Origin of the sequence: Dyadobacter sp. CY347 (genome assembly GCF_021502655.1) — a bacterium.
In the GTDB taxonomy this organism is placed as follows: domain Bacteria; phylum Bacteroidota; class Bacteroidia; order Cytophagales; family Spirosomataceae; genus Dyadobacter.
The window spans coordinates 488,867-507,972 of sequence record NZ_JAKFFT010000004.1; the positions used below are offsets into that span (position 1 = coordinate 488,867).

Sequence of the window (19,106 nt, forward strand, 5' to 3'; positions counted from 1 at the left end):
TTTGGTAAAATCAGACATTCAATTCAGTACTTTTTTTATTGATACGGGGATTTTAGAAAAAGTAACGGGAATGCCGGCAGCATTTGAAATCGGCGCGAACGCTTCTTAAATTTGGGCACTATCCTTTTTAGCCGCCTTACCATGAATCCAGAACAGCAAATCCAGGAGCTTGTAGACAAACTGCAGCATTTGAATTATCGATATTATCAGGACAATGTTTCCGAGGTCACGGATTTTGAATTTGATCAGCTGCTGAAACAATTAAAAGAGCTTGAAGATCAATATCCTGAACTGCGGCAGGAAGATTCTCCCACATTGCGGGTAGGCGGCACGATCACTAAGAATTTTAACACGGTTTATCACCGTTATCCAATGCTTTCGCTGGATAACACGTACAATGAACAAGAGCTTCGGAATTTCGATGACCGCGTGCGGCGTGGATTGGATGGTGAGCCTTATGAATACATTTGCGAGCTGAAATTTGATGGCATTTCGCTCAGTTTTACTTACGAAAACGGCGTGCTCGCGCGTGGCGTTACACGTGGCGATGGCACGCGCGGGGATGAGATCACGAACAATGTAAAAACGATCCGCTCATTGCCGTTAAGGGTTAAGGCTGAGAATGTTCCACCGGTTTTTGAAATTCGTGGCGAAGGTTTTATGCCCAATACTTCTTTTCAAAAACTGAATGAGGAAATGGACACTTTGGGTGAAAATCAATATGCTAACCCACGAAATGCAGCTTCCGGATCGTTCAAATTGCAGGATTCAGCGGAAACTGCGCGGCGCGGACTGGATTGTTACCTTTACTCATTTTTGACTGATACAGAGTTTTTCAAAAGCCACGAAGAAAGCTTGTTAGGACTTAAATCTTGGGGTTTTAATGTTTCACCAGGCTGGAAAAAAGTGCAGACCATTGATGAGGTTTTGGAATTTATCCATGAATGGGAAGAAAAACGCCTGACACTTCCGCTAGCAACGGACGGAATTGTGGTTAAGATCAATTCTTTTGAACAGCAACGCGAGCTTGGCTTCACTGCCAAAAGTCCCCGTTGGGCCATTTCATTTAAATATAAAGCTGAAAATAAACCCGCCATCCTGCGCATGGTCACGTATCAGGTCGGGCGCACGGGAGCGGTGACGCCGGTGGCAAACCTTTGCGACATTAGCGAGCGCGCATTGCCTTATAACCAGGTGAAAGGCGTTCACCTGTCCGGCACGCGCGTGAAGCGGGCCACATTGCATAATGCCAATGAACTGCTTAGGCTCGGACTGGAAATCGGGGATACGGTTTTTGTTGAAAAAAGCGGCGAGATCATTCCTAAAATAACTGGCGTGGATATTTCCCAGCGCGAAAAATTCCCGACCGAACCATTGATTTTCCCAACACATTGCCCGGAATGCGGTTCCGAATTGCAGCGAAATGAGGGTGAAGTTGCGTTTTTCTGTCCGAACGACAGCCATTGCCCGCCGCAGCTAAAAGGCCGGATCGAGCATTTCATTCATAGGAAAGCGATGAACATTGAAAGTCTGGGTGAGGGAAAAATAGAATTGCTATTTGATTTGGAACTCGTGCGGACGCCTGCCGATTTGTATGATTTAACTCCCGAAACACTTCTTGGTCTTGAAAAAAATATCCTGAATGAGGAAACAGGTAAGGTTAAGAAAATCAGTTTTCGTGAAAAAACGGTGGAGAACATTCTGAACGGCATTGCGCTTTCGAAAACGGTTCCCTTCAAAAATGTGCTTTTCGCGCTCGGGATTCGGTTTGTAGGCGCAACAGTTGCTGAAAAGCTGGCTGCTTATTTTAAATCCATGAATGCATTGCGGCTGGCGACTTATGACCAGTTGATTGCCGTTCCTGAGATTGGCGGACGGATTGCGGAGAGCATTGCTTCTTATTTTGATGTGCCTGAAAATCAGCAGTTAGTAGCGCGATTGCAAGCAGCAGGCATTCAAATGGAAAGTGATGAAAAGCCTGTTGAACTGGAAAGTGACATGCTGGAAGGCAAAACTTTCGTGATATCGGGCGTTTTTGAAAATTTTGAAAGAGATGATCTCAAATTGAAAATAGAAGTCAATGGCGGTCGGGTCCTGAGTGGCGTTTCGGGTAAGCTGAATTATTTGCTGGCAGGTGCGAATATGGGGCCTTCCAAACTGGAAAAGGCGAGAAAGTTGGGCGTTACCATTTTGAGCGAGGAAGAATTTTTAGCGATGATCGAGAATAAGTGAAGAAAAACGGCTCAGAAAGCTAACTTTGTGTTTTAAATTTCAACCAATTATATAAGTAAATAATGCCATTGGACCAACGTTTCAAAGGGGTAGGAGCGGCGCTGATTACACCTTTTGATGAGCAGAATGCAATTGATTATACGGGTTTGAAAAGATTGATCGACCTCGTTACGGAAGGTGGATCGGATTACCTTGTGGTGCAGGGAACAACCGGCGAATCGCCTACGGTAAACTCCCGCGAAAAGCGTGAAATCCTGGCATTTACGATAAAGAATAACTCCAAATCGCTTCCTATCGTTTACGGATTGGGCGGTAATGACACGCAATCTGTTCTGGATTGTATGAAAGAAACCGATTTCACTGGTGTTGACGCCATTCTTTCGGTTTGTCCATACTATAATAAACCGACTCAGGAAGGCATCATCGCACATTTCACTGCCATTGCAGATGCTTCCCCGGTTCCTGTGCTGCTATATAATGTTCCCGGCCGTACGGTGATCAATATGAAGCCGGACACGATCATTACGCTGGCTGCGCATGCCAACATTATCGGCATTAAGGATGCTGGCGGATCCATTGAGCAGAGCATGGAGCTTGCTTCCCGCGTGCCTGATGATTTCTTGCTGCTTTCTGGTGATGATAACCTGGTAACCACGATGGTTAGCGTAGGTTGGCACGGTGTTATCTCCGTGATTGCCAATGCGTTTCCAAAGGAATTTGGTGAACTGACCTGGCATGCACTGGAAGGTAGTTTTAAAGAAGCAGCGAAGTTACAGCTTGCATTTCTTGAATTTGACACCTTGCTATACATTGAATCCAATCCTGTTGGCATTAAGAAATGCCTCGAAATCAAAGGAATTTGCAGTTCGGCAGTGCGTTTACCATTGTTGAAAGCTTCCCAGGAATTGGGTGAAAAGCTGGAAAAAGCAATGGTTCGCGAAGGATTTATCTGATCAAAAATGATAACCTTTTATCCCGGTCCTTCCAAAGTTTACGACGAGGTTGGCCAATATTTGCAGGAAGCATTTGACAGCGGCGTCATCAGCGCCAATCATCGGAGCTCAGCCTTTATGCAAATGCTGGAAAATGCGATTGGCAACCTGAAAACGAAGCTGAATGTGCCCGTTGACTATGAAGTTTACTTCGTTTCATCGGCGACAGAATGTTGGGAGATCATTGCCGAAAACCTTATTTCGGATGGCAGCCTGCACATTTACAATGGTGCGTTTGGCGAAAAATGGATGGAGTACACCCAAAAGTTGACCAGCATAGCTAGATCTTTCTCTTTTGAAACCAACGAAGAGCCGGTTTTAAATGCAAAAATCAATCTTTCTGCAAATGACATCATTTGCATTACGCACAATGAAACTTCCAACGGGACCGCGCTGCCTTCTGAATTCCTGAACACATTACGCGCTCAATTTGGAAACATTATCGCAGTGGACGCGACTTCTTCCATGGCTGGCGTCGAACTTCTTTGGCAAAGTGCCGACGTTTGGTATGCATCCGTTCAGAAGTGCTTTGGCCTGCCTGCGGGAATGGGTGTCATGATTGTTTCTCCAAAAGCTGTGGAACGCGCCATAGCCATCGGAAACCGGTCACATTATAACAGCCTACTTTTTATCCGTGACAATTTTCTGAAATTCCAGACGCCTTACACGCCCAATACATTGGGTATTTACTTGATGGACAAGGTGATGCAGCAAGTTTCACCAATAGAAACAGTTGCGCAGCAAACGCTGGAAAGAGCACAAAATTGGTATTCATTTTTGCCCAAAAACGGTTACCAAATTTTGGTTGAAAATGAGTCAGTTCGATCCAAAACGGTTGTTGCGGTCAAGGACACAAAAGAGCGGATTGCATTGATCAAAAAGGCTGCTTTGCAGGAAGGCATTGTGCTTGGGAATGGTTACGGAAAGGACAAAGAAACCAGTTTTCGCATCGCAAACTTCCCGGCGATCACAGATGTGGAGATCCAAAGATTGAAGAATTTTCTGGTTTCCTTCTCATCAAAATAGCGAATGAGTAGTAATAGGGGCGATTTGCTTTATTAACTAAATATTAACTTACTCACTCCCGCAGTATCAAGTTGTGCGATTAGATATATTAAAACAATATCAGGCTCAAACTAAATGTCTGGTCGCTCTGGACTCCATTATTTTCGGTTTTGACGGCGAAGAATTAAAATTGTTGCTTGTAAAAAGAGGCATCGAAGAAGAGCATCATACGTGGTCGTTGATGGGTGGCTGGGTGCAGCCCGACGAGAGCCTTGAAGGCGCATCGACCCGCATTCTTTTTGAGCTTACCAACCTCACCGACATTTACTTAGAACAGCTTCACACATTCGGAAGCCCGCAGCGTGACCCGGTCGAAAGGACCGTTTCGGTGGCCTATTTCGCACTGATTAATGTGGAAGATTACGAAAATAAGCTTTCTAAAAACTTCGAAGCGCAATGGTTCCCAATCCAGGAACTTCCGAAATTGCTCTTTGACCACGGCGCAATGGTGGAAATGGCCATTCAGCATTTAAGATATAAAGCCTCCCAGCATCCGATCGGTTTTGAATTGCTTCCCGAAAAATTCACGATCCCCCAGTTGCAGAAATTGTATGAAGCTATTTTCGGCACGGAGCTGGATAAGCGGAATTTTTCACGTAAGCTGCTTTCTACCAACTTATTAGTGAAGCTGGATGAAAAGCAAAAGGGTTTTTCGAAAAAGGGCGCTTTCTTTTATAAAATTGATGAGGAAAAATATAAAAAGCAGTTCAACACATTCCTGAATTTCCTGCCTGGAAGCGCTAATTGATGTGCAAATTTTGGCGCAGATAACATTAAGGGTTGTGTAAGCAGTGGGTTTTAAGCAACTTTGCGGACAGATCACCAGGCCCGGCCCCATGTTTAATTTTAAGGAAATCGTTTCCGTAACACTCATTCTTTTCTCGGTTATTGATATCCTGGGTTCTTTGCCCGTGATTGTGGATTTTCGCAGAAAGCTGGGCAAAATCGAATCTGAAAAAGCGACTTTGGCTGCCGGGTTCATTATGGTCCTTTTCCTGTTTTTGGGAGAAAGATTGCTGAGCTTGTTTGGCGTTGATGTCGCCTCATTTGCCATTGCGGGTGCTATTATCCTGTTTTTGCTGGGTATGGAAATGATTTTGGGAAGAAACATTTTCAAGCACGACAATCTGGATGTGGGCGTTGCTTCGATCGTTCCCATTGCGTTTCCACTCATCGCCGGAGCGGCCACCATGACCACATTGCTTTCGCTGCGTTCGGCTTATCAGACTGAGAATATCTTAGTTGGCATAATGCTTAATCTATTCTTTGTATATCTGGTTTTAAAATCCTCCAATTGGTTGGAAAAGAAACTTGGGCAGGGCGGAACGGACATTTTAAGGAAGGTTTTCGGGATCATTCTACTCGCGATTGCGATTAAGCTTTTTAAGACCAACCTGGTGATTTAGAGAATATTAATGTTATCAAAAGTTATTTAATACAAAATCATATGCAACAATTGGACAGCCTTAACCAGGTCGCTGAATTTCACAAGACATTTAAACACCCTATCCTTGAAACCCCTACGATTCCTTCCGAAGAACGCAGCCGACTGAGAGTCGCTTTGCTGGCGGAGGAATTAAAGGAATTAGAGGTTGCCATTCTGGAAAAGGACATTGTGGAAATTGCCGATGCGCTTTGTGACCTGCAATATGTGTTGTCGGGTGCTGTGCTGGAATTTGGATTAGGCGAAAAATTCAGGGATTTGTTCGATGAAGTGCAGCGTTCGAATATGTCGAAGGCATGCCTTAGCATTGAGGAAGCCGAGGCTACGGTGGCACATTATGAAGCCAAAGGAACAGATTGCTATTATAAGGAAGACAATGGTAAATATCTGGTTTACAGGAAATCAGATGATAAAACATTGAAAAATATCAACTATTCACCCGCTGATCTAACTTCAATCCTCAACTGATCAATAGGGTAATTTCATAAATTAAATGCTGGTGTTATGACATCTGTTCTGGAACGTTTTCTTCGGTATGTGAAGATCGATACGCAGTCGGATCCGAATTCGGAGAGTTTTCCAAGCACGGCCAAGCAGCGTGATCTGAGCAACCAGCTTGTCGTTGAATTACAGGAACTTGGGATTGAAGATGCGCATTTGGACGAGCATGGCTATGTTTACGCAACCATTCCTTCCAATTCCGAAAAAACGGACATTCCGGTCATTTGTTTCTGCTCACACGTGGACACATCCCCGGACGTTTCCGGCGCGTACGTAAAGCCTATTGTGCATGATAATTGGGACGGGTCTGACATTGTTTTACCCGATGATACAACACAAGTTTTACGGATCGGTGAGCTGCACGATCTCGATCAACAAATTGGTAATGATATCGTAACAGCCAGCGGAACCACGCTTTTAGGCGCAGATAACAAAGCAGGCGTTGCCGAAATCATGGCTGCGGCAGAATATCTGGTAACACATCCCGAAATCAAGCACGGAGCCATCAAAATTCTTTTCACACCCGATGAAGAAGTTGGACGCGGAACGGAGAAAGTAGATATTGCCAAACTGGGCGCGGATTTCGGTTACACCGTTGACGGCGAGGCAGTTGGCACATTGGAAGATGAAACATTCTCAGCCGACGGCGTAAAAATAACAATCCACGGAGTCAGCACGCACCCGGGTTATGCACTAGGCAAGCTCGAAAATGCATTAAAAATAGCCGGAGAAATTCTAGCAGCATTGCCAAAGGACTCATTATCACCAGAAACTACCGAAGGAAAAGAAGGTTTTATCCATCCCACCCAAATCGAAGGAATTCAGGAAAAAGTAACATTAGGCTTCATTATCCGTGATTTTACAGTTGCTGGCTTACAGGAAAAGGAAGCAAAATTGAAAGAAATTGCAGAGAATGTGCTGGCAGGTTATCCTAATTCGAGTATGGACTTCAAGGTGACGGAGCAATATCGTAATATGAAGGAAATATTAAACCAGCATCCCCAAGTGCTTGAAAATGCATTGCTGGCGATGAAAAAAGCGGGTCTAAACCCACTTCAAAGAAGCATAAGGGGCGGAACGGACGGTTCACGGTTATCATTCATGGGTTTACCGTGTCCGAATATTTTCGCAGGAGAACATGCTTTCCACTCGAAACTGGAATGGGTTTCGGTGCAGGACATGGAGAAAGCAGTAGAGGTTATCGTAAACATTGCCCAAATCTGGGAAGAGAAAGCTTAATGGCGAAGAAAACAAAATACTACGTCGTCTGGCAGGGAAGGAAAACGGGCGTTTTTACGGATTGGAAAGAATGTGAGGCGCAGATTAAGGGTTTTGAGGACGCTCGTTACAAGTCTTTTGAATCCATACAAGAAGCGGAAGCTGCCATTCAGCGTAATTACTGGGAATTTGTAGCGAAAAAAGAAAATAAACCCGCCATAGCAAAGGACATTCCGGCGAACATTGGCAAGCCCATAAAAAACAGCATTGCCGTGGACGCGGCCTGGAACACGGCTTCCGGCGACATGGAATATCAGGGCATTTATTACCAAACCGGTGAAAGGATTTTTTTGCAAGGACCATTCAAGGATGCGACCAATAATATAGGCGAATTTTTGGCCATCGTGCATGCATTGGCCTATTTACAAAAAAAGGAAAGTGATTTGCCGATTTATAGCGATTCGAGAACAGCTATCGCCTGGATCAAGAAGAAGCATGCGAATACCAAACTGGCATTGACCCCCAGGAATAAACCTGTTTTTGAAATGCTGCAACGCGCCGAGCGCTGGCTTGCAGCCAATAAGTTTCTGAATAAGATCCTAAAATGGGAAACCGAATACTGGGGTGAAAACCCGGCTGACTTTGGCAGAAAATAGAACGGTTATGGCTAGAAATTCCTCTTTTCGCTTCAAGAATTTTACGGTGCAGCAAGACAAATGCGCGATGAAAGTGTGCACGGATGCCTGCGTATTGGGCGCCTGGGCTGACATTACGGACGCCGATTACATTCTGGACATCGGCGCGGGAACGGGTTTGCTCTCGTTAATGGTCGCGCAGAGGAATTCCTATGGCATTATTGATGCTGTTGAAATCGATGCCGAGGCATTTTACCAAGCTGGCGAAAACGTGGAAAATAGCCCGTTTCACGACCGGATCAACCTTTTTCATTCTGCTGTTCAGGAGTTTACCTCGGAGCATAAGTATGATGTGATTGTCACCAATCCCCCGTTTTTTCAATCCGATCTGCTTTCTCCACTTGATAAAAAGAACATTGCACATCACGCCAAATCGCTGGATTTTGCTGAATTGCTAACCGCAATCGATACGCTTTTATCGGATACGGGAAAGTTTAACATTCTGTTTCCAGTTGATGAAGGAAAGCAATTCTTGAATAAAGCATTGGAATCGGGATGGATTTTGAGCCGTAAAATGACATTGTTTCACCAGGCTGGGAAAAAGGCATTTCGCCAGCTAATGACGTTTCAGCGCACGGAACCGGTTCATATTCTGGATATTACAGAAGAACTTTACATTCATGAACCGGATGGTACAACCTATACCCAAACATTTAAGGCATTACTGAAAGATTTTTATATGATATTTTGATCGGGAAAAACACGAACTTTGCCCGGTAATCCCGGTTTTGGGCTTTGCTTTTATACATTCATGACTCATTCAGCTATCCAGATTTCCGTTGTCGTTCCGCTTTACAATGAGGAAGAATCATTGCCAGAACTCAGTGAATGGATTGCGCGGGTAATGAATGAAAATGGCTTCTCTTACGAAGTGATTTTTGTCGATGATGGCAGTAAAGACCGTTCCTGGGACGTTATTTCAAGCATTTCTCAGGAAAACCCGAACATTCGCGGCCTGCGTTTTGTGCGTAATTATGGCAAAACCGCTGCATTACAAACGGCTTTTCAGGCAGCGGTGGGCGATGTGATCATCACCATGGACGCGGACCTGCAAGATAGCCCCGACGAAATTCCGGAGCTTTATAAAATGATCAAAGAAGATCGTTACGATCTCGTTTCGGGCTGGAAAAAGAAACGTTATGATCCTATTACCAAGACTGTTCCTACCAAAATATTCAATGCAGCTACGCGCAGCATCTCAGGAGTTTCGCTGCATGATTTCAATTGCGGGCTGAAAGCTTACCGAAAGGAAGTTGTCAAAAACATTACGATTTACGGAGAAATGCACCGTTACATTCCGGTAATTGCCAAGTGGAACGGTTTTGCGAAGATCGGCGAAAAGGTTGTTCAGCACCGTCCGCGGAGATACGGCACGACCAAGTTTGGTCTCGAACGTTTCATTTTTGGCTTTCTGGATTTGCTTTCGATTGCCTTTGTGAATAAGTTTGGGCGCAGACCTATGCATTTGTTTGGCAGTCTGGGAACCCTTATGTTTTTTCTGGGAACCATTATAGCTTTCTGGTTATTAGGGAAGAAGATTTACAATATTTACAATTTGCAGCCTTATCGGAATGTGACGGAAAACCCGTTGTTCTTTCTCGCCTTGGTTGCTATTATGGTTGGTTCTCAATTGTTCCTCGCGGGTTTTCTCGGGGAATTATTTGTCAAACAATCGGTCTCCAAAACAGGGGATTATAACATTTCGGAAAAGGTAGGGTGACCCAACACAACGTTATTAAATATATCCATTTCAAGTTATTACTATTACACAAATAATGATCGCCAACGTACACAAAGCACATCCCTGGCACGGGATCCCGATGGGAGACAATGCACCTAATCTCGTAACCGCCTTTATTGAAATTGTTCCGACTGATACAGTAAAATACGAAATAGACAAAGCAACCGGCTATCTGATGATCGACCGGCCGCAGAAATATTCGAACATTGTTCCTGCACTTTACGGTTTTATCCCAAAAACTTATTGCTCAGAAAAGATTGCGGCACTAGCGCGCGAGCGTTCGGGTAGGGACGTGACGGAAGGCGATGGTGACCCGCTGGATATTCTAGTTCTTTGCGAGAAGATCATTTCACACGGGGACATTCTTTGCACAGCCAAGCCAATCGGCGGAATTCGTTTGATCGACGGTGGTGAAGCAGATGATAAAATTATTGCAGTTTTGAAAGGCGACGAAGTTTACGGCGGTTTTTCAGATTTGGCAGAGCTTCCGGAAGGAATTGTGGAGCGTTTGAAACATTACTTCCTGACTTACAAGAATTTGCCAGGTGAAAAAGCGCACATTGAAATTACCAATGTATACGGCAGAGAAGAAGCACATGAGGTGATCATGACTTCTGTTGAAGATTACAAGCATTCATTTTACTGAGATCCGGTTTACCATTAATCGTTTCCTTGCAAGATAATTTAGAGCCGTCCCGGTTAGGGGCGGCTTTTGTTTATTCTTATCTTTGTGCAAATTTTAGATATGAGTAATTTAGAAGAAATCAAGAAGCGGCGCACATTCGCAATTATCAGTCACCCAGATGCTGGGAAAACGACGCTTACCGAAAAGCTGCTGCTTTTTGGAGGTGCGATACAAACTGCGGGCGCGGTAAAATCCAATAAAATTAAAAAGACCGCAACTTCCGATTTCATGGAAATTGAGAAGCAAAGGGGAATTTCGGTCGCTACTTCGGTAATGACCTTTGAATATAAAGATCTGCTGATCAACATTCTTGATACGCCTGGTCACAAGGATTTTGCAGAAGATACTTACCGTACATTAACCGCCGTGGATAGTGTAATTCTGGTCATTGACTGCGTGAAAGGCGTTGAGGAACAGACGGAAAGGCTTATGGAAGTGTGCCGGATGCGCAACACGCCCGTTATTGTTTTCATCAATAAGCTGGATAGGGAAGGGCAAAATCCATTCGAACTGCTGGACGAGCTGGAAACGAAACTAAGCATCCGCGTTCGCCCGCTTACGTGGCCGATCAACATGGGCGCTAATTTCAAAGGCGTTTACAGCTTGTACGAGCAAATGTTGTATTTCTTCAAAATCAATAAAACGAAGATCGAGAGCGACGTTGCTAAGGTGAGTCTGGAAGATGAAAATCTGGTGGATTTGCTTGGCGAAAGGGATGCATCGCAGCTTACCGAGGACGTGGAGCTTGTGGAGGGCGTTTATGACGTATTTTCAGAAGAAGCTTATCAAAAAGGCCAGTTAGCGCCGGTTTTCTTCGGAAGCGCCATTAATAACTTTGGTATAAAAGAGCTTTTGGATACATTCTGCGAAATCTCGCCCATTCCTCAGCCACGGCCAACGGATGTTCGGGAAGTGTCACCGATGGAGCCAAAGTTCACAGGTTTTGTATTTAAAATACACGCAAACCTGGATCCACGGCACCGCGACCGCATTGCGTTTTTGCGCATTTGTTCAGGGAAATTTGAGCGTGGGAAATTTTATAAGCACGTCAGAATGGGCAAGGATGTCCGTTTTTCTTCACCATTCACATTTATGGCATCGGCTAAAAGTGTGATGGACGAAGGTTTCCCAGGCGACGTGGTTGGGCTTTATGACACAGGAAGTTTCAAGATTGGCGATACATTGACGGAAGGTGAAAATCTTCAATTTTCCGGAATTCCAAGTTTTTCGCCTGAGATCTTTAAAGAATTGATCAACCTTGATCCGATGAAATCCAAGCAATTGGAAAAAGGGATTCAACAGCTTACGGATGAAGGTGTTGCGCAGCTTTTTACATTGGATCTGGGAAATCGTAAAATTGTAGGAACAGTTGGTGAACTTCAATTTGATGTAATCCAATATCGTCTCGAACACGAATATGGCGCAAAATGCCGCTGGGTTCCGATGAGCATAACGCGTGCATGCTGGCTTACTGCTGATGAAAAGCCTGCTATGGACCAGTTTGTCCGCTTAAAAGGAAACCAGATTGCCTACGATAAAGATAGAAATCCGGTTTTCCTGGCCGAATCGGAATGGATGATCCGCATGAACCGGGAGAATAATCCCGCAATTCATTTCCATTTTACGTCGGAATTTAAGACTGAAATGGCGATTTAAGTTTGTAATGGCATTCATTGAAAAAGGGTTGATATCTTGCGATACCAACCCTTTTCATTTCCTGATAAAAGAGAGCTTAATTTTCTCGCGGGCCTCTGCTGCCGCTCCGACGATCTCCACCGCCTCCATTGCCTCCGCGGCGGTCGCCTCCACGGCGGTCTTCAAGCATGGTTTTATATTTTTCCTGCTGTTCAACAGTCAGTAATTTTGCTACTTCGTTGTTATAAGTTTCCATTGATGCCCGCATTTGCTCCCGGTCATTGGTTTGCGCATCCCTCAACTCCTTCATTTTCTGCGTTCTTGCTAACGTCAGGTTGTAGATTTGCTTTTGCTGGTCTTCGGAAAGGTTCAGCTTTTCGGTCATTTGTTTGGTCTGATTTTCTGCGCGTTTTTCCGGCGTCACATCAGAATCCTGGCGTTGGGCAAAGGCTGCTATGCTAAAAAGAGCCATTATCATGGCCAACATTGTCTTTCTCATGGTTATCAAGTTTAGATACGCATGTTAGAGGCAATTGTGGCAGGAAGGTTTAATCGCTTGGAAATATTAATACAATGTTTTCACTACCAATGCCACCGCGATCGCGCATGTATAGCTCATTAATGTGCCCACAAGCACATATTCCGACTTTTTGCTAATGTAAGCGGCCGAAATTTCCCCGCTGGCCGATTTGTCATTATAACGCAAAAGCGACTTCGCAGCAATGAGGAAACCAATAGCCGAAAACTGGCTTACCAACACAAAAACAAAGATCAGCAGCCTTTCCGACATCCCGATCCAGCGTCCGGCATTCGCCAGGTTATCATCCGCATTGGGGGCCAGTTTAGCAAGTTCTTCGCGCCACGGTTTTGTGAGGATGCCTACAAAAAAGGAAATAGGAGAGAGTGAAACCAGCGCACCGGTGAAAATTGCCAGCGTTTTTGTTGTGAATAACCAGGTTTTAAAAACTTCCACACCTGCTGGTAAAGCGCTGGTAATGATGAGCGCGGTAAGCGCAATGCTAATCAAATGTGCTACTTGGTCGCCAACAAACCAGATCAATGTTCCCTTTTTATCAAATGCGATTTTCACAATGTCGATAATGCCGTGCGCAACACCTAATGCGAGTGCGGGGACAGGATTGGACCAATAACCCAGCACTACGTAAGAAACTATTATAACAAGCGCAATGTGGAGATAAAAATATTTGGAGCGGAAGGACTTTTCTCTTTTTTCAATGACCCATTTTGTGGGTTGCCAATAGAAATCAACCAGAATGTGTGCGAGCAATAGTTGCAGAAACTCGATCATGATTTTTGTTTTGTGTATAGTGATAAATGTTTGGGAAAGGTAGCAAGAAAATTTTCAATCGCCCACCATTTCGAGGAAGCAACGCGCTGGCTGGCGGCAGGCTGGCTGATCCCGAGTTGCTCGGAAATCTGGTTAATGTTCTTTTTCAGAAGCAGCGCTACGATGACCTCGCTTTGGGAAGTGGTCCAGTTCTCAATAAGTGTCTCCAAAAGATCCAATGTCGCACTTAGCGGTTCAGAAGGCGTTGGTAAGGCAATGCCAATCCGCGCTTTTTGCTTCCTGATATTATCAGCCAAATGCCCCGACAAGCGAAATGCTTCACCATCGGATGTACCTGCACGGTCGGTGAGCTGTTCTGTTTTTCCTATGCCGATGGCAACACGTAAATCGGTGTTTTTGGCGTGTGCGCGCATGGATGCGCGCGCGAGAATAGCGGCGTGCATGGCTTCGTTGGAGTTCTTCAAAACCCCCTGAAAGCTGTCTCCCCGATATATTTCAGGTTTCAGTGCCCAGTCAAAGGCCGGATTTTCTCGCAGCAAATCGATCATTTCACTAAGCCATTCTGTGGTCTTTTCTCGTGTGAAAATTGTCGAATTGACCATATCAGCAGTGATTACAGCGTGATTCTTCTTCATGGAATATAAGCTTTTAGCCTTATAATGGGTAAATATAAGGTAAAAACCTTATATCAAGCAAATATAAGGCAAAAACCTTATATCAACCGAATATAAGGAAAAAGCCTTATATTTTTTAAAGCAAAGATGCGGTTAATGCTTCCCATTCTTCCTGCAATGATCCCTTAAAAACCGGTTTTCCGGCACGTTTGTACCAATATCCGGCATTCCAGCTGTCTCCTTCAACCCGATGCAGGTAAGCGTGAAGATGATCATAAATAGGCGTTCCTTCCTTGCTTTGCGCAATGTTATGGGCTGCTTCCCAATCGTCTTTCGCAGCATACCAAAGGGCTTTTAAAGGCTCAGAAATCGTTTCAGGCGGTGAGTTTTGAGAAAGCGACGCTTTAAAATCGTTATAATCCATTTTATAAAACTTGATAAGAATGAAGAAATGTATTGACAAGTTGCAAAAAATAGGCAACATAACAATTCCCTTCACCAATTGTAACTTCCTGTGAAAATGCCCTTTCCGGGCTGATTTTTCATTTTTACTTGTATATTGTAGTTCCGAACTGCAATCAAATAACACCATATGTTTAAACAATTATCAGCCCTGCTGACCTGTCTCACGATCGGTGTGATCGCGCATGCGCAGGAGACTTTCCCTCAAAACGGAGCCTATGACGAAAGATCCGGGCGCTATGCATTTACGAACGCAAACATCGTCGTAGATTCCAAAACCACAATCCTGAAAGGGACTATGCTCATTGAAAACGGGATTATCCGGGAAGTGGGCAAGCAAGTCAAAATCCCCGCCGGCACCGTGGTGATGGATTTGAAAGAAAAATACATTTATCCTTCCCTGATCGACCTGGATTCGGATTATGGAATGCCGGAGGTAAGAAGGGACCGACCGGCTGGCGGAAGGCAAACGCCTCAGCTTGAATCGAATAAAAAAGGAGCATTTGGCTGGAACCAGGCCATTCAGCCTGAAAACGACGCCAGTTTAATGTTTACGCCGGATGCGAAGAAGGCAGAAGAACTTCGCAAAATCGGTTTTGGAACTGTGCTCATTCATCCGCATGACGGCATTGTGCGTGGAAACGGCGCAGTAGTCACATTAACCGACGAGGCCGCCAACAGAGCATTATTAAAGAGAAAAGCTTCCGCCCATTTTTCATTCAGCAAAGGCTCTTCTTCCCAGACCTATCCATCGTCCACAATGGGCGTTGTGGCGTTGCTGAGACAAAATTATTATGATGCCGATTGGTATGCCAAAACAGAAAAGGCCAAGGAAACGAATCTTTCGCTGGAAGCATTCAACCAGATCAAGACACTTCCTTCCTTTTTTGAAACCAATGATAAATACAGCATTATGCGTGCTGATAAGGTGGGTGATGAATTTGGGATCCAATACATTATCAAAGGTGGCGGCGATGAATATCAACGTATAAAGGAGATTAAGGCCACAAAAGCCACATTGATTTTGCCCCTCCAATTTCCCGAAGCCTACGACGTCGCCGATCCTTGGGATGCGGATCTGGTGAGTGTAGCGCAGCTGAAACATTGGGAAATGGCACCTAAGAACCCATCCGAGGTTGCTAAGGCTGAAATCCCATTTGCATTCACAATTTCAGGCTTGAAAAATAAGGCTGATTTTTGGAAAAATATAAAATCCGCCATTGAATACGGTTTACCAAAAGAAAAGGCATTAGAAGCATTAACGACCATTCCCGCGAGCCTGATCAAGGCGGAAGGGCAGGTTGGAAGCTTGAAAAGCGGGTTGCTCGCCAATTTTATCATCACTTCCGGGGATCTTTTTGGGAAGGATAATGTGATTTATGAAAACTGGATCCAGGGAAAGCAATTTGTTTTGTCTGCCATGAATGCGCCGGATGTACGCGGGACTTATGCATTGTCGGTGAACAATCAGCCTGCTGGCAAGCTGCAAATTACCGGTGCATTGGATAAGCCGGAATATAAGATTACTGTGCAGGATTCGGTGAAAATAACGCCCAAAGTCATTCTTTCTGACAAATTGCTGACAATGACTTACCAGCCTGATAAAAGTGCCGGAACGACGCGCCTGACGGGCTGGCTAACCGGACCAAACCTGGCTGGCGAAGGCAGTTTGCCAAATGGAAACGTTGTTCCCTGGTCGGCAACGCTTTCAGAAAAATATCAGCCGACGGCGGCAAAAGACACGACCGTCGCGAAAGTGAAGGAAACCGGACCGGTTTATTATCCTTTTGTTGGTTTTGGAAATGAAACATTACCCGTTGCAGAAACGGTTTTGATTAAAAATGCGACCATCTGGACTAATGAGAAAGAAGGGATTTTACAAAATGCAGACGTGCTCGTTCAGAATGGAAAGATAGCGAAGGTTGGTAACTCTTTATCTGCACCTTCGGGAGCAAAAACAATCGACGGAACCGGGAAGCATTTGACCAGCGGCATTATCGACGAGCATTCGCACATTGCGCTGTTCACCATTAACGAAGGCGGACAAACCAGTTCTGCGGAAGTGAGGATGAGTGATGTGATCAACCCGGATGACGTGAACATTTACAGACAACTCGCTGGCGGGGTCACAACCTCTCATTTGCTGCACGGCTCCGCGAACTCCATCGGTGGTCAAAGTGCGTTGATAAAATTAAAATGGGGTGCCAGCCAATCGGAAATGCTGATCCCGGAGGTGAAAACGATCAAGTTTGCTTTGGGAGAAAATGTGAAACAATCCAACTGGGGCGACATTGTCAGAACACGTTTTCCGCAAACGAGAATGGGCGTGGAGCAGGTTTATTTTGATCATTTCCTGCGTGCAAAAGATTACGCTGCACAATGGAAAACCTATAACACGGGTTCCAAAAAGCAGACTGCAAATGCACCAAGACGTGACATTGAGCTGGATGCATTAGCAGAAATCCTGGCCAGTGAACGGTTCATAACATGCCATTCATACGTGCAGTCGGAAATTAATATGCTGATGCATGTGGCTGATTCCCTGAATTTTAAGATCAATACATTTACCCACATTCTGGAAGGGTATAAGCTGGCCGACAAGATGGCGAAACGCGGCATAGGCGGCTCGACATTCGGCGACTGGTGGGCTTACAAAATGGAGGTGAAAGAGGCAATTCCATACAATGCGGCATTAATGTATCACGAAGGCGTAACGGTTGCCATTAACTCTGATGATGCTGAAATGGCGCGCCGATTGAACCAGGAAGCAGCTAAAACGGTCGAGTATGGGGCTGTACCGGAAGAAGAAGCATGGAAAATGGTGACGCTTAATCCTGCAAAACTGCTTCATGTGGACAATCGCCTTGGAAGTGTGAAAGTTGGCAAAGATGCAGATCTGGTGCTATGGAACGCACATCCGCTGTCGATTTACGCCCGCCCGGAATTTACGATGATCGAAGGCACTGTGTATTTTGACCGGAAAAAGGATGAGGAAAAGCAAAAAACAATGGCTGTTGAACGTGAGCGCTTGATCCAGAAGATGCTGGGCGATAAAGCCGAAGGAAAGCCAACGCAGAAACCACAGGCTACGCAGCCTAAAATGTGGCACTGCGAAGACATTGTTGGCGTTCACACTGAACACGAGACGGGACATTAATTCATCCAGATTCCAATTCATTGTTATGATAAAATATAAAACCATTATTCCGCTAACCAGCCTGGTGCTGAGCTGGTTTGTGCTCATTCCCATGAGCCATGCGCAAAATCCTGCACCCGCAGTTGCCCAATCCAAATCAATCCTTGTAACCGGTGCGACCATTCACGTGGGAAACGGGCAAGTGATTGAGAATGGGGTTATTGCATTTGATAAAGGCATTATTACAGGAGTAGGAGCCTCAGGTTCGGTTACGAGCGCAAACGGTGCGGAGATCATCGATGCCAAAGGCAAGCACATTTACCCAGGCATTATTTCGCTCAATACGACGGTTGGTTTGCAAGAAATTGCTTCGGTAAGGGCAACTCTGGATTATAATGAAGTAGGTGAGATCAATCCGCACGTGCGGGCGCTGGTTGCCTATAACACCGATTCGGAAGTGATCCCTACATTGCGCGGCAATGGCATTTTGCTTTCACAGGCAGTTCCGCAAGGCGGCATTATTTCAGGTTCTTCTTCGGTTTTTTATTCGGATGGATGGAATTGGGAAGATGCCGTGCTGGCCAAAAATGATGGGATCTGGCTGAGCTGGCCGCCGTTTTTGGCCAGCAATTTTAATTACGAAGATTTTACTGTTTCGGTTAAAAGAAATGACAACCGCCAGGAGGTAATTAACAAATTTCGCTCCACATTCTCGGATGCGAAGGCCTATGCTGAAACCAAATCGCCAAGTCCTGTTAACCTGCGTCTTGCAGCGATGCAACCACTTTTCGACGGCTCGGCAAACTTGTACATTCGTGCGGAATATGGCAAGGATATTATTGAAGCTGTCAATTTCGCTAAGGAAAACGGTGTGAAAAAAATCGTCATTGTAGGCGGGGACGAATCTTATAAAGTGACATCATTCCTGAAAGAAAACCAAATTCCGGTAATCCTGAACCCGACGCACCGCTTGCCTGGCCGTGTTGATGAGAATGTTTATATGCCTTACGAATTACCTGGAATGCTGCACAAAGCCGGTGTGAAAGTGGCGATCACTTACGCGGATGAATGGTGGCGGACACGTAACCTTGCGTTTCTGGCGGGAACTTCGTCAGGATTTGGTAATGTGACGCCGGAAGAGGCTTTGCAATTTGTTACCAAAAACGCTGCTGAAATTATCGGAGCCGACAAGCTGGTAGGAACATTGGAAAAAGGAAAACATGCCTCGTTTCTGGTGACGGCTGGCGATATGCTTGATATGCGCGGTAACATCATCCAGATGGCGTTTATCAAAGGCGGGAAAGTAAACCTGGACGACAAACAGAAACGACTCTACGAAAAATATAAAGTGAAATACGGAAAGAAATAATGTTAACA

The 19,106-nt window shown here is 45.0% G+C and carries 18 protein-coding genes; 14 read left to right on the plus strand and 4 right to left on the minus strand.

Annotated elements, in window-relative coordinates:
* Positions 1 to 141: 141 nt before the first annotated feature.
* The 12 genes from ligA to L0659_RS10235 all read left to right on the plus strand — a co-directional run bounded on the left by ligA (position 142) and on the right by L0659_RS10235 (position 12,229).
* A complete protein-coding gene (gene ligA, locus L0659_RS10180) occupies positions 142 to 2,232 on the plus strand; it encodes an NAD-dependent DNA ligase LigA (protein WP_235125847.1) in 2,091 nt (696 codons plus the stop codon).
* 62 nt (positions 2,233 to 2,294) lie between these two features.
* Positions 2,295 to 3,185, plus strand: a complete 891-nt coding sequence (gene dapA / locus L0659_RS10185; protein ID WP_235125848.1) for a 4-hydroxy-tetrahydrodipicolinate synthase — start codon at positions 2,295 to 2,297, stop codon at positions 3,183 to 3,185.
* A gap of 6 nt (positions 3,186 to 3,191) precedes the next feature.
* Positions 3,192 to 4,250 (plus strand): aminotransferase class V-fold PLP-dependent enzyme, encoded by a 1,059-nt coding sequence (locus L0659_RS10190; RefSeq protein WP_235125849.1) that lies wholly within the window; start codon positions 3,192 to 3,194, stop codon positions 4,248 to 4,250.
* A gap of 73 nt (positions 4,251 to 4,323) precedes the next feature.
* Positions 4,324 to 5,037 (plus strand): NrtR DNA-binding winged helix domain-containing protein, encoded by a 714-nt coding sequence (locus tag L0659_RS10195; protein ID WP_235125850.1) that lies wholly within the window; start codon positions 4,324 to 4,326, stop codon positions 5,035 to 5,037.
* 88 nt (positions 5,038 to 5,125) lie between these two features.
* Positions 5,126 to 5,695, plus strand: a complete 570-nt coding sequence (locus tag L0659_RS10200; RefSeq protein ID WP_233795800.1) for a MarC family protein — start codon at positions 5,126 to 5,128, stop codon at positions 5,693 to 5,695.
* Positions 5,696 to 5,736: 41 nt separating this feature from the next.
* Positions 5,737 to 6,201: a nucleoside triphosphate pyrophosphohydrolase family protein gene (locus L0659_RS10205; protein ID WP_235125851.1), complete on the plus strand. Its 465-nt coding sequence runs from the start codon at positions 5,737 to 5,739 to the stop codon at positions 6,199 to 6,201.
* A gap of 36 nt (positions 6,202 to 6,237) precedes the next feature.
* Positions 6,238 to 7,473, plus strand: coding sequence for a peptidase T (gene pepT, locus L0659_RS10210; RefSeq protein ID WP_235125852.1), 1,236 nt, complete (start codon positions 6,238 to 6,240; stop codon positions 7,471 to 7,473).
* Positions 7,473 to 8,108, plus strand: a complete 636-nt coding sequence (locus L0659_RS10215; protein ID WP_235125853.1) for a viroplasmin family protein — start codon at positions 7,473 to 7,475, stop codon at positions 8,106 to 8,108. The genes pepT and L0659_RS10215 overlap by 1 nt, the downstream gene beginning before the upstream one ends.
* 7 nt (positions 8,109 to 8,115) lie before the next feature.
* The gene (locus tag L0659_RS10220) at positions 8,116 to 8,838 is read left to right on the plus strand and encodes a tRNA1(Val) (adenine(37)-N6)-methyltransferase (RefSeq protein ID WP_235125854.1); all 723 of its coding nucleotides are present in this window, start codon (positions 8,116 to 8,118) and stop codon (positions 8,836 to 8,838) included.
* A 60-nt stretch (positions 8,839 to 8,898) separates the two neighbouring features.
* Positions 8,899 to 9,867 carry a glycosyltransferase family 2 protein gene (locus L0659_RS10225; RefSeq protein WP_235125855.1) on the plus strand — a complete coding sequence of 323 codons (969 nt, stop codon included), beginning with the start codon at positions 8,899 to 8,901 and terminating at the stop codon, positions 9,865 to 9,867.
* A 55-nt stretch (positions 9,868 to 9,922) separates the two neighbouring features.
* Positions 9,923 to 10,534: an inorganic pyrophosphatase gene (locus L0659_RS10230; RefSeq protein ID WP_255727121.1), complete on the plus strand. Its 612-nt coding sequence runs from the start codon at positions 9,923 to 9,925 to the stop codon at positions 10,532 to 10,534.
* Positions 10,535 to 10,633: 99 nt separating this feature from the next.
* Complete coding sequence (locus L0659_RS10235; protein ID WP_235125856.1) at positions 10,634 to 12,229, plus strand: peptide chain release factor 3; 1,596 nt, start codon at positions 10,634 to 10,636, stop codon at positions 12,227 to 12,229.
* 76 nt (positions 12,230 to 12,305) lie between these two features.
* On the opposite strand, the gene L0659_RS10240 is transcribed toward L0659_RS10235, so the two are convergent.
* The 4 genes from L0659_RS10240 to L0659_RS10255 all read right to left on the minus strand — a co-directional run bounded on the left by L0659_RS10240 (position 12,306) and on the right by L0659_RS10255 (position 14,555).
* On the minus strand, positions 12,306 to 12,707 hold the full coding sequence (locus L0659_RS10240) for a DUF4890 domain-containing protein (RefSeq protein WP_235125857.1): 402 nt from the start codon (positions 12,705 to 12,707) through the stop codon (positions 12,306 to 12,308).
* A 66-nt stretch (positions 12,708 to 12,773) separates the two neighbouring features.
* Positions 12,774 to 13,517 (minus strand): DUF3307 domain-containing protein, encoded by a 744-nt coding sequence (locus tag L0659_RS10245; protein ID WP_235125858.1) that lies wholly within the window; start codon positions 13,515 to 13,517, stop codon positions 12,774 to 12,776.
* Complete coding sequence (locus L0659_RS10250) at positions 13,514 to 14,152, minus strand: SatD family protein (RefSeq protein WP_235125859.1); 639 nt, start codon at positions 14,150 to 14,152, stop codon at positions 13,514 to 13,516. The genes L0659_RS10245 and L0659_RS10250 overlap by 4 nt, the downstream gene beginning before the upstream one ends.
* Positions 14,153 to 14,267: 115 nt before the next feature.
* Entirely contained in the window at positions 14,268 to 14,555 is a 288-nt protein-coding gene (locus L0659_RS10255; protein WP_235125862.1) for a hypothetical protein, read from the minus strand.
* A gap of 168 nt (positions 14,556 to 14,723) precedes the next feature.
* Here L0659_RS10255 and L0659_RS10260 point away from each other — a divergent pair, with 168 nt between their 5' ends.
* Both L0659_RS10260 and L0659_RS10265 read left to right on the plus strand, forming a co-directional pair.
* Entirely contained in the window at positions 14,724 to 17,750 is a 3,027-nt protein-coding gene (locus L0659_RS10260) for an amidohydrolase family protein (RefSeq protein WP_235125863.1), read from the plus strand.
* A 91-nt stretch (positions 17,751 to 17,841) separates the two neighbouring features.
* Positions 17,842 to 19,098 carry an amidohydrolase family protein gene (locus L0659_RS10265; protein WP_409019071.1) on the plus strand — a complete coding sequence of 419 codons (1,257 nt, stop codon included), beginning with the start codon at positions 17,842 to 17,844 and terminating at the stop codon, positions 19,096 to 19,098.
* Positions 19,099 to 19,106: the final 8 nt, after the last annotated feature.

Coding starts and splice junctions, on each gene's coding strand:
- ligA (WP_235125847.1), top strand. CDS start 142: ATGAATCCAGAACAGCAAATCCAGGAGCTTGTAGACAAACTGCAGCAT.
- dapA (WP_235125848.1), top strand. CDS start 2,295: ATGCCATTGGACCAACGTTTCAAAGGGGTAGGAGCGGCGCTGATTACA.
- L0659_RS10190 (WP_235125849.1), top strand. CDS start 3,192: ATGATAACCTTTTATCCCGGTCCTTCCAAAGTTTACGACGAGGTTGGC.
- L0659_RS10200 (WP_233795800.1), top strand. CDS start 5,126: ATGTTTAATTTTAAGGAAATCGTTTCCGTAACACTCATTCTTTTCTCG.
- L0659_RS10205 (WP_235125851.1), top strand. CDS start 5,737: ATGCAACAATTGGACAGCCTTAACCAGGTCGCTGAATTTCACAAGACA.
- pepT (WP_235125852.1), top strand. CDS start 6,238: ATGACATCTGTTCTGGAACGTTTTCTTCGGTATGTGAAGATCGATACG.
- L0659_RS10215 (WP_235125853.1), top strand. CDS start 7,473: ATGGCGAAGAAAACAAAATACTACGTCGTCTGGCAGGGAAGGAAAACG.
- L0659_RS10220 (WP_235125854.1), top strand. CDS start 8,116: ATGGCTAGAAATTCCTCTTTTCGCTTCAAGAATTTTACGGTGCAGCAA.
- L0659_RS10225 (WP_235125855.1), top strand. CDS start 8,899: ATGACTCATTCAGCTATCCAGATTTCCGTTGTCGTTCCGCTTTACAAT.
- L0659_RS10230 (WP_255727121.1), top strand. CDS start 9,923: ATGATCGCCAACGTACACAAAGCACATCCCTGGCACGGGATCCCGATG.
- L0659_RS10235 (WP_235125856.1), top strand. CDS start 10,634: ATGAGTAATTTAGAAGAAATCAAGAAGCGGCGCACATTCGCAATTATC.
- L0659_RS10240 (WP_235125857.1), bottom strand. CDS start 12,707: ATGAGAAAGACAATGTTGGCCATGATAATGGCTCTTTTTAGCATAGCA.
- L0659_RS10245 (WP_235125858.1), bottom strand. CDS start 13,517: ATGATCGAGTTTCTGCAACTATTGCTCGCACACATTCTGGTTGATTTC.
- L0659_RS10250 (WP_235125859.1), bottom strand. CDS start 14,152: ATGAAGAAGAATCACGCTGTAATCACTGCTGATATGGTCAATTCGACA.
- L0659_RS10255 (WP_235125862.1), bottom strand. CDS start 14,555: ATGGATTATAACGATTTTAAAGCGTCGCTTTCTCAAAACTCACCGCCT.
- L0659_RS10260 (WP_235125863.1), top strand. CDS start 14,724: ATGTTTAAACAATTATCAGCCCTGCTGACCTGTCTCACGATCGGTGTG.
- L0659_RS10265 (WP_409019071.1), top strand. CDS start 17,842: ATGAGCCATGCGCAAAATCCTGCACCCGCAGTTGCCCAATCCAAATCA.